Origin of the sequence: Shinella kummerowiae (genome assembly GCF_009827055.1) — a bacterium.
Classification (GTDB): Bacteria; Pseudomonadota; Alphaproteobacteria; order Rhizobiales; family Rhizobiaceae; genus Shinella; species Shinella kummerowiae.
Genome location: NZ_WUMK01000008.1, coordinates 173,898 through 188,437 on the forward strand (window position 1 = coordinate 173,898; position 14,540 = coordinate 188,437).

The 14,540-nt window shown below is 63.0% G+C and carries 10 protein-coding genes; 4 read left to right on the forward strand and 6 right to left on the reverse strand.

Translation table 11 applies throughout. From position 1 onward, the window contains the following. Positions 1 to 36 precede the first annotated feature (36 nt). Positions 37 to 696, reverse strand: a complete 660-nt coding sequence (gene ccmB, locus GR138_RS21180) for a heme exporter protein CcmB (RefSeq protein WP_160861255.1) — start codon at positions 694 to 696, stop codon at positions 37 to 39. A gap of 196 nt (positions 697 to 892) precedes the next feature. Next, entirely contained in the window at positions 893 to 1,534 is a 642-nt protein-coding gene (gene ccmA, locus GR138_RS21185; RefSeq protein ID WP_160861256.1) for a heme ABC exporter ATP-binding protein CcmA, read from the reverse strand. 268 nt (positions 1,535 to 1,802) lie between these two features. Here ccmA and acnA point away from each other — a divergent pair, with 268 nt between their 5' ends. From acnA to GR138_RS21200, 3 genes are all read left to right on the forward strand, one after another. Then, a complete protein-coding gene (gene acnA / locus GR138_RS21190) occupies positions 1,803 to 4,496 on the forward strand; it encodes an aconitate hydratase AcnA (RefSeq protein ID WP_160861257.1) in 2,694 nt (897 codons plus the stop codon). A gap of 167 nt (positions 4,497 to 4,663) precedes the next feature. Further along, positions 4,664 to 5,431 carry a DUF1223 domain-containing protein gene (locus GR138_RS21195; protein ID WP_160861258.1) on the forward strand — a complete coding sequence of 256 codons (768 nt, stop codon included), beginning with the start codon at positions 4,664 to 4,666 and terminating at the stop codon, positions 5,429 to 5,431. Positions 5,432 to 5,769: 338 nt separating this feature from the next. Beyond that, positions 5,770 to 6,144 carry a DUF2794 domain-containing protein gene (locus tag GR138_RS21200; protein WP_160861259.1) on the forward strand — a complete coding sequence of 125 codons (375 nt, stop codon included), beginning with the start codon at positions 5,770 to 5,772 and terminating at the stop codon, positions 6,142 to 6,144. A gap of 132 nt (positions 6,145 to 6,276) precedes the next feature. On the opposite strand, the gene GR138_RS21205 is transcribed toward GR138_RS21200, so the two are convergent. From GR138_RS21205 to GR138_RS21215, 3 genes are all read right to left on the reverse strand, one after another. Beyond that, complete coding sequence (locus GR138_RS21205) at positions 6,277 to 6,828, reverse strand: GNAT family N-acetyltransferase (protein WP_160861260.1); 552 nt, start codon at positions 6,826 to 6,828, stop codon at positions 6,277 to 6,279. A 130-nt stretch (positions 6,829 to 6,958) separates the two neighbouring features. Continuing rightward, positions 6,959 to 10,417: a pyruvate carboxylase gene (gene pyc, locus GR138_RS21210; protein ID WP_160861261.1), complete on the reverse strand. Its 3,459-nt coding sequence runs from the start codon at positions 10,415 to 10,417 to the stop codon at positions 6,959 to 6,961. A 116-nt stretch (positions 10,418 to 10,533) separates the two neighbouring features. Next, positions 10,534 to 11,274, reverse strand: a complete 741-nt coding sequence (locus tag GR138_RS21215; protein WP_160861262.1) for a helix-turn-helix transcriptional regulator — start codon at positions 11,272 to 11,274, stop codon at positions 10,534 to 10,536. A gap of 302 nt (positions 11,275 to 11,576) precedes the next feature. Here GR138_RS21215 and GR138_RS21220 point away from each other — a divergent pair, with 302 nt between their 5' ends. After that, complete coding sequence (locus GR138_RS21220; protein WP_160861263.1) at positions 11,577 to 13,334, forward strand: glucan ABC transporter ATP-binding protein/ permease; 1,758 nt, start codon at positions 11,577 to 11,579, stop codon at positions 13,332 to 13,334. A 10-nt stretch (positions 13,335 to 13,344) separates the two neighbouring features. Here the strand turns inward: GR138_RS21220 and GR138_RS21225 are convergent, their stop codons facing one another. Continuing rightward, entirely contained in the window at positions 13,345 to 14,517 is a 1,173-nt protein-coding gene (locus GR138_RS21225; RefSeq protein ID WP_160861264.1) for an OpgC family protein, read from the reverse strand. Positions 14,518 to 14,540 lie beyond the last annotated feature (23 nt).

Below are 14,540 nucleotides of genomic sequence, written 5' to 3' on the forward strand. Positions count from 1 at the left end.
CGTCTCTTCAATTGATCTGCCGCAATCACATTCTCGTCAGTCGCTGGAGAGGCGAAGCGCCGCAGCCGCCGCGACCGGCCCGAGCACGGCGAAGAACAGGTTGATCGCGATCAGAATGAGGAAGGGCGGCAGGAAGGGCGCCGGATCCTGGATCGCCGCATAAACAGCGCTCACCCCGAAGATCAGCACGGGAATGGCAAGCGGCAAAACGAGGATCGACACGAGCAGACCGCCACGCGGCAGCGCCACGGCAATCGCGGCACCCGCAGCCCCGATGAAAGTGATCGCCGGCGTGCCCGCCAGCAGCGTCAGCGTCGTCGCCCCGATCGCCACCTCGTCCATGTTCATGAACAGGCCGAGCAAGGGCGAAGCGATGACGAGCGGCAGGCCTGTCGCGACCCAATGGGCGACGCACTTCACGAACACCGTCAGCACCAGCGGTGTTTCCTGCATCAAGAGAAGATCGAGCGAACCGTCCTCCCGCTCGGCCTGGAACAGCCGGTCGAGACCAAGAAGGGACGCGAGCAGGGCACCGATCCAGAGGATCGCCGGGCCGATTCGCGAGAGGAGATTGAGGTCGGGGCCGACACCGAAGGGGATGACGGCGACGACGGTCATGAAGAACAGCACGCCGATCAGAGCGCCACCGCCGGCGCGGACGGAGAGTTTGAGGTCGCGGGCGAGGAGGGCGATCATGTCGAGGCCTCGGGGCGTGGAGCACCCCCCTCTGCCCTGCCGGGCATCTCCCCCACAGGGGGGGAGATCCAATCGTGGAGACGTTTCGCCCATCGCGAACGTTGCAAAAGGGGAAATGCCTTTGCCGCTAGCCAATCTCCCCCTCTGTGGGGGAGATGCCCGGCAGGGCAGAGGGGGGGCGCGAAGCGCAAGACCATCACCACACCGCCTCCCCAACACCTGCAAACCCCGTCATCCGCAACTCCCTCACCCCCTCCAGCCCCAACGGCTGGTGCGTTGCGGCAATGGCGATGCCGCCGCGGGCGAGGTGGGTGGTGACGAGGCCGGCGAACATGGCTTCGGCGCTGGCATCGAGCGCCGCCGTCGGCTCGTCGAGGATCCACACCGGGCGCCAGGCGACCAGCAGTTTCGCCATGGCCATACGGCGCTGCTGGCCGGCGGAGAGATAGCCGAAGGGAAGGTGGACGATGCCGCGGAGGCCGACTGATTCGACCGCCTCATCGACGGAGATGCCGGCACCACCCGAAAAATCGCCGAAGAAGGCTTTCCAGAAGACGAGATTCTCATCGACGGTCAGCTCGCGTTTCATCGCATTGCGGTGGCCGAGATAGTGACAGGCCTCGCCGAGCCGCTCCACCGGTTGCGCCGCAGCAACGAGTTTTGCCGTGCCCGTTTCGGCCGGAAGCAGGCCAGCCAGAACGCGCAGCAAGGTCGACTTGCCGGAGCCGTTCGGTCCCTTGACGACGAGCGCCTCGCCGCGCGGAATTTCAAAGGAAATATCTTGGAAAATCAAGTCCTCGCCGCGCTTGGCGCTCAATCCCTCGGCGACGAGCCGCATAGCGTTTCACTTTCCTTTTACGACATTGGTCGCAATGCAAAAAAATTGTCCCGATTTGCCCTTCGGCGCTCTGGAACCTTGTTTAGAAATTATCTATAACGCCCGCAACACGCCAGCGGTCGGCGTGAATTTCATCCAAGCGCCGAACACGGAATGAATTCCGCGTACGGACAGCGGAAATGACCGTACCCGCATCCCATAACGCGCTTAAACAGCGCAAGGGCGTTCGTACGTCAGCTTTCTGGCGCCAGACGAGACGGGGTATAAAGTGTCCAAATCCCTAGACAGTTTCAATTGTCGTTCGACCCTTACGGTCAACGGCACCGACTATGTGTATTACAGCCTGCCGAAGGCTGAGGCGAACGGCCTCGCGGGCGTCTCGAAGCTGCCTTACTCGATGAAGGTGCTTCTGGAGAACCTGCTGCGCTTCGAGGACGGCCGCTCGGTCACCAAGGAGCAGATCCTGACCGTCGTCGACTGGCTTTCCAACAAAGGCACGGTCGAAAACGAGATCGCCTATCGCCCGGCGCGCGTGCTGATGCAGGACTTCACCGGCGTTCCCGCCGTCGTCGACCTCGCAGCCATGCGTGACGCGATGGTATCGCTCGGCGGCGACCCGGAAAAGATCAACCCGCTCGTTCCCGTCGACCTCGTCATCGACCACTCCGTCATCGTCGACGAATTCGGCACGCCGACCGCCTTTGCCCGCAACGTCGAACTGGAATACCAGCGTAACGGCGAGCGCTACCGCTTCCTCAAGTGGGGCCAGCAGGCGTTCAAGAACTTCCGCGTCGTGCCGCCCGGCACCGGCATCTGTCATCAGGTCAATCTGGAATATCTGGGCCAGACGGTCTGGACCAAGGAAGAAGACGGCGAGATCATCGCCTACCCGGATACCTGTGTCGGCACGGACAGCCACACGACCATGATCAACGGCCTCGGCGTTCTCGGCTGGGGCGTGGGCGGCATCGAAGCCGAAGCGGCCATGCTCGGCCAGCCGGTCTCCATGCTGCTGCCTGAGGTCATCGGCTTCAAGCTGACCGGCAAGCTCAAGGAAGGCGTCACCGCGACCGACCTCGTTTTGATGGTCGTGCAGATGCTGCGCAAGAAGGGCGTGGTCTCGAAGTTCGTCGAATTCTTCGGCCCCGGCCTCGACAACATGACGCTGGCCGACCGCGCGACGATCGGCAATATGGGCCCGGAATACGGCGCGACCTGCGGCTTCTTCCCGGTCGACGGCGAAACCGTCAACTACCTCACCATGTCCGGCCGCGAAGAACAGCGCATCGCGCTGGTCGAAGCCTATTCGAAGGCGCAGGGCATGTGGCGTGACGGCGACGGCTCCGACCTCGTCTTCACCGACACGCTGGAGCTCGACCTCGGCGACGTCGTACCCGCCATGGCAGGTCCCAAGCGTCCGGAAGGCCGCATCCCGCTGGAAAACATCGCATCCGGCTTCGCGACCTCGATGGACGCCGACTACAAGAAGCCCGGCCAGCTTGCCAACCGCTACCCGGTCGAAGGCACCGACTACGATCTCGGCCATGGCGACGTCGCCATTGCCGCCATCACGTCCTGCACCAACACGTCCAACCCGTCGGTGCTCATCGCCGCTGGCCTCCTCGCCCGCAACGCGGTCGCCAAGGGCCTGAAGACGAAGCCGTGGGTCAAGACGTCGCTGGCACCGGGATCGCAGGTCGTCGGCGAATACCTCGCCAAGTCCGGCCTGCAGGAAGATCTCGACAAGCTCGGCTTCAACCTCGTCGGCTTCGGCTGCACGACCTGCATCGGCAATTCCGGCCCGCTGCCGGCGCCGATCTCCAAGACGATCAACGACAAGGGACTGATTGCCGCCGGCGTCCTGTCCGGCAACCGCAACTTCGAAGGCCGCATCTCGCCGGACGTGCAGGCGAACTATCTCGCCTCGCCGCCGCTCGTCGTCGCCTATGCGCTGGCCGGCACGGTGCAGAAGGACCTGACAAAGGAGCCGATCGGCGAGGACCAGGACGGCAAGCCCGTCTACCTCAAGGACATCTGGCCGACCTCGCAGGAAATCCAGGAATTCATCCTGAAATACGTCACCCGCGCGCTCTATGCGGCAAAATATGCCGACGTGTTCAAGGGTGACGAGAACTGGCAGGCCGTGCAGGTGCCCGCCGGCCAGACCTATGCCTGGGACGACCAGTCGACCTATGTGCAGAACCCGCCCTACTTCGTCGGCATGGGCAAGACCGGTTCGGGCCTCAAGAACATCGAGGGTGCCCGCGTGCTGGGCCTGTTCGGCGACAAGATCACCACCGACCACATTTCCCCGGCCGGTTCGATCAAGGCGGCCTCGCCGGCTGGCGCCTACCTCACGGACAACGGTGTTGCCGTTGCCGACTTCAACCAGTACGGCACGCGCCGCGGCAACCATGAAGTGATGATGCGCGGCACCTTCGCCAATATCCGCATCCGCAACCACATGCTCGGCCCGAACGGCAAGGAAGGTGGCTACACGATCCACTATCCGACCAAGGAAGAGATGTCGATTTACGACGCGGCCATGAAGTACAAGGCCGAGGGCGTTCCGCTCGTCATCTTCGCCGGCGTCGAATATGGCAACGGTTCGTCGCGCGACTGGGCGGCCAAGGGCACCAACCTGCTCGGCGTAAAGGCGGTGGTGGCGCAGTCCTTCGAGCGCATCCACCGCTCCAACCTCGTCGGCATGGGCATCGTGCCCTTCGTCTTCGAGGACGGCACGACCTGGGCCTCGCTCGACCTCAAGGGCGACGAAGTCGTCACGATCGAGGGCCTGGAAGGCGACATCAAGCCGCGCGAGAAGAAGATCGCCAAGATCACCTATGCCGACGGCACGGTGAAGGAGGTGCCGCTGCTCTGCCGCATCGATACGCTCGACGAGGTCACCTACATGAACAATGGTGGCATCCTGCAGACCGTTCTGCGCGACCTCGCGGCCTGATCGAATTTGCCGTCATGGATGAGATGCCGGGGCCAAAAGCCCCGGCATTTTTCGTTTTCTGGAGCATTTTTCTCCGCTATGAAGCTCACTCCATCGTGACTTCCTGTTGAACCGGCAAGCGCGTATGACGGCTCAAACGGCTGGCCATTGCCGGCGCTCCATTGGAAATGATCATGCCGAGACCGCACATACTGGAATGTCTGGCGATCCTGCTCGCGCTGGGAGCCGGCACAGAGGCTGCGTACGCGCAGGAAATAACCAAGCCCAAAGGTGTCGTGGAACTGTTCACCAGCCAGGGCTGCTCGTCCTGCCCGCCGGCCGACAAGGCGCTGGAAACGCTCGCCCGTGAAGGCGAGGTGGTGGCGCTCTCCTACCATGTCGACTACTGGAACTATCTCGGCTGGGCGGACACGCTCGCCTCCAAGGACAATACCGACCGGCAATATGCCTATGCCCGCATGTTCGGCCGCAACGGCGTCTACACGCCGCAGGCCGTGCTGAACGGCCGCGAGCACATCAACGGCGCCGATATTTCCGGCATCCGCGCGCGCATCGGTGCCATGCCCGACGAAGGCAAGGGGCTGAACGTGCCGGTCGATGTCGAGGTGAAGAACGACGAGCTGCGCATCCGCGTCGGCCCCGGCGAGGGCAAGGCCAATATCGTCATTGCCTATTTCGAGCGCGAGCGCACGATCAACATCGACAAGGGCGAGAATCTCGGCAAGACGGTCAATTACTGGCACGCCGTGACCGACATGGAAACGATCGGCATGTGGGAAGGCAAGGAGACCAATCTGGTGCTGCCGGCCGACATGCTGAAGAAGAAAAAGAAGGCCGGCGGCTGCGCCGTGCTTATCCAGCGCATGCAGACCGCCGATACGCCGGGCGCCATTCTGGGCGCGACGGTGCTGACGGGCGACAAGGCATCTCGGTGAAGACATCCCCGCAAGGGGAGGTCCGGTCCGGCTTCTTCGAGGGGCTGGGGCTTGAGGGTTCGAAGAAACACGGACCGGACCAAGACGAAGTTACCGGCAACGGAATACAGGGCAACTTCGACAGGCGCTGACCCTACCAAACCGGCTTCCCGCACAAGGCAGCAGGCAGGCATGGGCTGCGACTGGCGAACTCTCGCTTCTAATTTGGGCGTCTGTTTGTCTGAAATGCGGCGAGAAGGATTTTTGCGAAAACGCAAGTCTTGCCCCATCCGCCTTGCATTTCGGCTCCGGTCAGGCACACTGTCACCCAGCCGTCACAGACGAGGTGCGGAGATTCGATGACTGATCAGCCGGATTCGCAGGCTTCCAATGGCGTGATCGACCTCAGGGAATACAGGAGCAGCAAGGATCCGCTGCCCGTAACGTTCCATCGACGGGAGCTCGACGCGATCCTCCGGGTCTACGGCCGCATGGTCGGCGAAGGCGAATGGCGCGACTATGCCATCGACCATATGCGCGACAAGGCGGTCTTCTCCATCTTCAAGCGGTCCGGCGAAATGCCGCTCTACCGCGTCGAGAAAAACCCCAAGCTCGCCGCCCGGCAGGGTGCCTACAGCGTCATCAACCAGCACGGCACCATCCTGAAACGCGGCCACGAGCTGAGCCAGGTTCTCAAGGTGTTCGACAAGGCGCTGCGGCTCATCGAGACGTAAACGGCGTCGCTTTCTCCAGCCATGCCCTTCGCTGTGCGTCATCCGCCGGCTCGACCCGGGGATCCATGCCGCGGATGAGACGTGGATGGTCGGGTCAGGCCCGACCATGACGATAGAGAGAGGGTGTGGCCTCTACGCCATCGTTCCCGGATAATCCGCCGCCGACGGCTCCGTGCCGGCGCCGTCACCGAGTGCGCGCTGCATGAACACCGTATCCAGCCAGCACCCGTGCTTGAAGCCCGTCGCCGTCATGCGGCCGGAATGTTCGAAGCCGGCCGCGCTGTGCACGGCGATGGAGGCGGGGTGCGCGCCGCCGATGACGGCCACCATCTGGCGAAACCCGAGCTCCGTACAGCGGCGAATCAGCTCGGCGAGCAGCGCCTTGCCGACGCCCTTGCCGCGCGCTTCCGGCGCCAGATAGACCGAATCCTCGACGAGCCAGCGATAGGCCGGCCGCGTGCGGAACGCCGAGGCATAGGCATAACCGAGGATCAGGCCGGTCTGCTCGATCGCAACGATATAGGGATACCCCTTGCCGGTGATCGCCTTGAACCGCGTCCCCATCTCGTCAAGCGACGGTGGGTCGAGCTCATAGCTCGCCACCCCGTTCAGCACGGATTCGCGGTAGATTTCGGTGAAGGCAGCGATATCGCCGAGATCGGCGGTGCGGATGACGAAGCTCATAGAAAGCCTGCATTAAAAGCAATTTCGGCGAAGTGTGCAGCGTTTTGCGTCCGAAATTGCGCAAAGACAAGAGGGGATATGGGCGCATCCGCCCCTATCCCCTCCAGGCTTTCCAGCAACGCCCGGCGTATCAGGCGCCGTAGACGATGAGCAGGTCCTTGGCGTCGATCTGGTCACCGGCTTTCACCAGCACTTCCGAGACGGTGCCGTCCTTCTCCGCATGCAGCGCCGTTTCCATCTTCATGGCCTCGATGGACAGCAGCACGTCGCCGGCCTTGACCGACTGGCCGGCCGAGACCGAGACCGTCGAGATGACGCCCGGCATCGGTGCACCGAGATGGGTGGCATTGGCAATGTCCGCCTTGCGTCGGGCCGTCGACGTTGCGGCGCGGTTGCGATCCGGCACCTTGATGAGGCGTGGCTGGCCGTTCAGCTCGAAGAACACCTTCACCATGCCCTGCGTATCCGGCTCGCTCTGCGCCTGGTGCAGGATGACGAGCGACACGCCCTTTTCCAGTTCCGGCGACAGTTCCTCGCCGGGCGAAAGGCCGTAGAAATAGGCCGGCGTCGGCAGGATGCTGACGGGACCGTAGGTATCGGCCGCAAGCGCGTAGTCGGTAAAGACCTTCGGATACATCAGGTAAGAGGCGAACTCGAAGTCATCGACCTTGCGCTCCAGCTTGTCCTCGATGGTTTTCCGCTCCGCATCGAGATCGGCCGGCGGCAACAGCGAGCCCGGCACGGCGGTATAGGCTTCTTCGCCCTTCAGCGCCTTCTTCTGAAGCTTCTCAGGCCAGCCACCCGGGGGCTGGCCAAGATCGCCCTTCAGCATGGAGACAACCGAATCCGGGAAGGAGACGTCCTTCGACGGATTTTCGACGTCGGCGACGGTCAGGTCCTGCGAAACCATCATCAGCGCCATGTCACCCACCACCTTGGAGGATGGCGTCACCTTGACGATATCGCCGAACATCTGGTTGGCGTCGGCATAGGCCTGGGCAACCTTGTGCCACTTGGTCTCAAGCCCGAGCGAGCGGGCCTGTTCCTTGAGGTTGGTGAACTGGCCGCCCGGCATTTCATGCAGGTAGACTTCGGAGGCCGGCCCCTTAAGGTCGCTTTCGAAGGCGGCGTACTGGAAGCGCACGGCCTCCCAATAGAAGGAGATGCGGCGGATCCATTCCGGATCAAGCCCCGGATCACGCTCCGTGCCCTTGAGCGCCTCGACGATCGAGCCGAGGCAGGGCTGCGAGGTGTTGCCGGAGAGCGCATCCATCGCCGCGTCCACCACGTCGACCCCGGCATCCACCGCCGCCAGCACGGTCGCGGCCGCGATGCCGGACGTGTCGTGCGTGTGGAAATGGATCGGCAGGTCGGTCGCTTCGCGCAACGCCTTGAACAGCACGCGCGCCGCGGCCGGCTTCAGGAGGCCCGCCATGTCCTTCAGCGCGATCATGTGGGCGCCGGCCTTTTCCAGGTCGGCGGCGAGTGCCGTATAGTATTTCAGGTCGTATTTCGGGCGGGCCGAATTGAGTAGATCGCCGGTGTAGCAGATCGCCGCCTCGCAGATCCTGTCCTCTTCCGCGATCGCATCCATCGACACACGCATGTTGTCGACCCAGTTCAGGCAGTCGAACACGCGGAAGACGTCGATGCCGCCCTTCGCCGCCTGACGGACGAAATATTTCACGACATTGTCGGGATAGTTCTTGTAGCCAACGCCATTGGCGCCGCGCAGCAGCATCTGCAAGAGCAGGTTCGGCGCGTCCTCGCGGATGCGGGCGAGACGATCCCACGGATCTTCCGTCAGGAAGCGCATGGAGACGTCGAAGGTCGCGCCACCCCAACATTCGAGCGAGAAGAGCTGCGGCAGCGCCCGGGCGTAGGTGCCGGCGACGCGGGCGATGTCATGTGTGCGCATGCGCGTGGCGAGCAGCGACTGGTGGCCGTCGCGCATGGTCGTGTCGGTCAGGAAGACCTGGCTTTCGCCCCGCACCCATTCGGCAAACTTCTTCGGCCCGAGTTCGTCGAGCTTCTGCTTGGTGCCGGCGACGATCTTGCCTTCGATGAAGGGGACGATCGGCTTGGCAACATCCGCCGGCGGCTTGGGGCGACCCTTCGCTTCCGGGTGGCCGTTGACGGTGACATCGGCGAGATAGGTGAGCAGCTTCGTCGCGCGGTCCTGACGCTTCACCTGCTGGAAGAGTTCCGGCGTCGTATCGATGAAGCGGGTCGTGTAGCTGTTGTCGCGGAAGGACTCGTGGCCGATGATCGCTTCGAGGAAGGTGAGGTTGGTGGCGACGCCGCGGATGCGGAATTCGCGCAACGCCCGGTCCATGCGGCTGATCGCCTCGACCGGGTTCGGTGCCCAGGCCGTGACCTTGACGAGCAGCGGATCGTAGAAGCGGGTGATCACCGCGCCGGGGTAGGCCGTGCCGCCGTCGAGACGAATGCCAAAGCCGGAGGCCGAGCGGTAGCCGGTGATGCGGCCATAGTCGGGAATGAAGTTCTGTTCCGGGTCTTCCGTGGTGATGCGGCACTGCAGCGCATGGCCGTTGAGACGGATATCCGCCTGCGCCGGCACACCCGATTCCGCCGTGCCGATCGCCTCGCCGTCGAGGATGTGGATCTGCGCCTTGACGATGTCGATGCCGGTCACGACTTCCGTGACGGTGTGCTCGACCTGGATGCGCGGATTGACCTCGATGAAGTAGAATTTGCCCGAGTCCATATCCATCAGATACTCGACCGTGCCGGCGCCGACATAGTTCGTCGCCTTGGCGATCTTGATGGAGTAGGCAGCCAGCTCCTGGCGCTGCGCCTCGCTCAGATACGGGGCCGGTGCGCGCTCGACAACCTTCTGGTTGCGGCGCTGGACCGAACAATCGCGCTCGAACAGATGCACGACATTGCCATGGGTGTCGCCAAGGATCTGGCTTTCGACGTGGCGCGCGCGCTCGACCAGCTTTTCAAGATAGACCTCGTCCTTGCCGAAGGCCGCCTTGGCCTCGCGCTTGGCTTCAGTCACCTCGCGCAGCAGGTCCTTCGGGTCGCGGATGGCGCGCATGCCGCGGCCACCGCCGCCCCAGGAAGCCTTCAGCATGACCGGATAACCGATCTCTTCCGCCAGGCGATGAATTTCCTTCTCGTCGTCCGGCAGCGGATCGGTGGCGGGCACGACGGGCACGCCGACGGAGATGGCGAGGTTGCGCGCGGCGACCTTGTTGCCGAGCTGACGCATCGTATCCGGCCGCGGGCCGATGAAGATGATGCCGGCGGCATCACATGCATCGACGAATTCCGGGCTCTCGGAGAGAAGGCCGTAGCCGGGATGGATCGCATCGGCGCCGGAGAGTTTTGCGACGCGGATGACTTCATCGATCGAAAGATAGCTCTCGATCGGCCCGAGATCGCGCGCCAGATGCGAGCCGCGGCCGATCTGGTAGCTTTCGTCCGCCTTGAAGCGGTGCAGCGCGAGCTTGTCCTCCTCCGCCCATATCGCAACCGTTTTTATGCCGAGCTCGTTGGCTGCGCGGAACACGCGAATGGCAATTTCGGAACGGTTTGCGACAAGGATCTTGGAAATGGGCAAGTCGGACTCCTCAGTGACTTGAAAACGGGAAATGCTGCACCCGCGAAGAGAATTATTAGCGGGTTATTTTCAAAGTTCAATTTTGGAGTCGCCGTTCGGCAAAAGAATTACGACAATCAGGAGACAAGGCCGAGCCGGAAAGCGATGGCGATGGCGTGGTGCCGGTTGCGCGCGCCGAGCTTTTCCTGGATGCCGTTCATGTACCAGTCGACGGTGTGGCTGGAGATGCCGAGCACGCGACCGATATCGTGCGAGGTCATGCCCTCGGCAAGCAGGCTCAGCGCCTCCATTTCGCGGCGCGTCAATTCCACGTCGACGACCGCGGAAAGGCGTTCGGCCTGCTCCGGGTCCGCCACATGGATGAGTTTCCAGTAGAGCCGGCGGGCAATGCTGTCGAAAAGGCCGATCTCGACGCTTTCCAACTCGACCGGCTTGCCGCCCAGGCTGAGGCTGCCGATGAGGCCGCGCCGGCCGTGCACGGGAAACACATAGCCGTCCTCAAGACCGTTCTGCCGCGCATCGACCATCATGCGCTCCATGCGCTTGCGATGCGGGCTGAGGCGGAAGGCGCCGAGCGTATCACGCCAGCGGAAACCGGCCTGTGCATGGCCGAGATAGCGCAATGTCGGATCAATCTGCATGTAGCGTTTGCGCAGATAGGTTTCCGGCCATCCCTTCGGCCAGCGGCCGGCAAGCAGCAGGCTCGTCGGGCTCTCCACCGGCTTCGGCGTCTGGAGAAGACCATAGTAGTCGAACCCGTAGAGCGTCAGCAGACGCTCGAACTCAGCCGTCGTCTCCTCCTGACCGCGCAACTCGTCGATCAGTGCAAGGTATTGCACCAGTAAGTTGATCTTCATATGCCTTGCGCTCGAAGCGCCCCAATCCAATTCTGAAAAACACAGCCGGTCCTGCATACGAACCAGTCATGTCCCATTCATGTTGCCCCGCATACAATTGGCAGGATCGAAGGCTGAAAATCAATTGGCTAAGGGAAATAGCCCGGCGTAAAACGGAAGATCACGCGAGATTTCATACGAGTCATGAAATTTGCACGCCGGCGAAGAACTTTTGCCCCTTCCGCTGATTAACAGCGCACTGCAAAGAGAACAGGTGCTTTCGCTGCACCGCACAACAGGTATCGCCGGAAAGGCCTTATTTCGTGTCTTTGTTTCAGGTTTATGCAAGAGCCCTCAGCTATCTTGGGGTCAACAAGATTCGCGTCGGCTCGGTGGTTGTCGCCAACATCGTGCTGGCAGTCATCACCATTGCGGAACCGATCCTGTTCGGCCGCATCATCGACGCCATTTCCTCCAAGGGCGACGTCACGCCGATGCTGGCCATGTGGGCGGGTTTCGGCCTGTTCAACACGATCGCCTATGTGCTCGTCGCCCGCGAGGCCGACCGGCTGGCGCATGGCCGCCGCGCGACCCTGCTGACGGAAGCCTTCGGCCGCATCATTTCCATGCCGCTTGCCTGGCATAGCCAGCGCGGCACCTCGAACGCGCTGCACACGCTGCTGCGGGCCTGCGAAACGCTGTTCGGCCTCTGGCTGGAATTCATGCGCACGCACCTGGCGACCGCCGTGGCCCTCGTTCTGCTGATCCCGACTGCGTTCGTCATGGATTACCGCCTGTCGATCGTGCTGGTGGTGCTCGGCGTGCTCTATGTCGTCATTGGCAAGGTCGTGATGAACCGCACCCGCGAAGGCCAGGCGTCGGTGGAAAACCACTACCACACCGTCTTCTCGCATGTGTCGGACTCGATCAGCAACGTGTCGGTCGTGCACAGCTACAATCGCATCGAATCCGAGACGCGCGAGCTGAAGCGTTTTGCCGAACGCCTGATCAACGCGCAGTTTCCGGTACTCGACTGGTGGGCGCTTGCCAGCGCGCTGAACCGTATCGCCTCGACGATCTCGATGATGACAATCCTCGTCATCGGCACGGTGCTCGTGCAGCGTGGCGAAATCCGCGTCGGTGACGTCATCGCCTTTATCGGCTTTGCCGGCCTGCTCATCGGTCGCCTCGACCAGATGAAGGCCTTCGCGACCCAGATCTTTGAAGCGCGCGCCAAGCTTGAGGACTTCTTCACCCTGGAAGATTCCGTCAAGGACCGCGAGGAGCCGGTCAATGCCGGCGATCTCGGCGAGGTCAAGGGCCGTGTCGAGTACCGCAATGTCAACTTCGACTTCGCCAACGCCACGCAGGGCGTCAGCGACGTGTCCTTTACGGTGGAAGCCGGCCAGACCGTTGCCATCGTCGGCCCGACCGGCGCCGGCAAGACGACGCTCGTCAACCTTCTGCAGCGCGTCTACGAGCCGAAGTCCGGCCAGATCCTGATCGACGGCGTCGATATCGCGACGGTGACGCGCAAGTCGCTGCGCCGCTCGATTGCCACCGTGTTCCAGGATGCGGGTCTGCTCAACCGCTCGATCTCCGACAATATCCGCTTGGGCCGCGAGGGCGCGACGGAAGAGGAAATCATGGCGGCGGCCGAAGCGGCGGCAGCGAACGACTTCATCGTCTCGCGCCAGAGCGGCTACGAGACCCATGTGGGCGAGCGCGGCAACCGTCTGTCGGGCGGCGAGCGCCAGCGCATCGCCATTGCCCGCGCCATCCTCAAGAACGCGCCGATCCTCGTGCTCGACGAGGCGACCAGTGCGCTCGACGTGGAGACGGAAGCGCGTGTGAAGGCGGCGATCGACCAGCTGCGTCGCAACCGCACGACCTTCATCATCGCTCACCGCCTGTCCACCGTGCGCGAAGCCGACCTCGTCGTCTTCATGGATCACGGCAAGGTGGCCGAGATGGGCACGTTCAACGATCTCAGCCAGAGCAACGGCCGCTTCGCCGCCCTGCTGCGGGCAAGCGGCATCCTGACGGACGACGACGTGCGCAAGAGCCACACCGCCGCCTGACGGGCATCCATCATCGCTTCGGGCCGTCGCGCCCCTTGACCGGCAGGGCCTGCAAGCCCTGCCGTTTCGCGTTCTGGCTGATGACGGCCGCCTGCCAGTCGAGATAACGGGCATAGGCGATGTGCAGCGCAATGCCGAGGACCGCATAGAGCGTGCCGAGGACCGGGTTCTTGCCGGTCACGAACATCATCACCTGCCCGGCCATCGCAAGGATCGTGCCGAAGATGAACACGGCAAGCGAATGCCGTCCCACGGCCACCAGCGGATGGGAGAGCGGCAAGGCGGCCCAGCTGGAGAGCACCGGAATGGTCGCCACCAGATAGGCGCCCGCCAGCACATGGAGGAGCCGCGGGGTCGAGAGGAATGTCTTGTCGAAGCCGGTCAGCACCGCCGGCAGGCCGTAGGAAAAGTCGATGTTCCACCAGGACAGCACGACCCACAGCATCGAGACGAAGAGATAGGCCGCCGACAGCGCCATCAGCACCGGATTGCGCGGAAAACCGCCCCTGCGCGCCCGCAACACGCCGACAAAGCCGATGACGAAGAGGAATTGCCAGGACAGCGGGTTGAGAAACCAGTAGCCGTCGTCGAGAAAATTCGACGGCGCGATCTGCCAGATGCCGGCGCAGAGCCAGAGCGTGCCGGAGACGGCGATAAGCAGCCAGGCGCTGCGCCGGTAGAGCCAGAGAAAGCCCGGCAGCATCAGGAACAGCCCGGCATACATGGAAAGAATGTTGTTGTAGCCGAACTGGTGGCCGAGCAGCACCATGCTGACCACGCCCTGCTCCGTGCGGTCGACCACGGCGCGCAGGTTGATTTCGGACAGGAGATCCGGCCGGCCGAACCACAGCGCACCGCCGGCAAAGATCGCGAAGGTGATGACGCTCGTCATGATATGCGCGACGTAGAGCGTCAGCGCCCGTCGCAGGATGCGCAACGTCACCGCCAACCGCTCGCCGACCGCAAAACGCGATCCATAGGCAAGCCCGACCGACATGCCCGAAATGAGGACGAAGGCTTCCGCCGAATCGGAAAAGCCGAAGTTCTTATGCGTCAGGTGTTCCAGATATTGACCCGGAACGTGATTGACGAAGATCGTCAGCAGGGCAAGCGCCCGGAAGACGTCGAGGCGTGTGTCGCGTTCGCGCGGCACAGCGCCCACCGGTCCAAGTCTGTCTGTCATAATGCTCTGATCCACATGCGTGG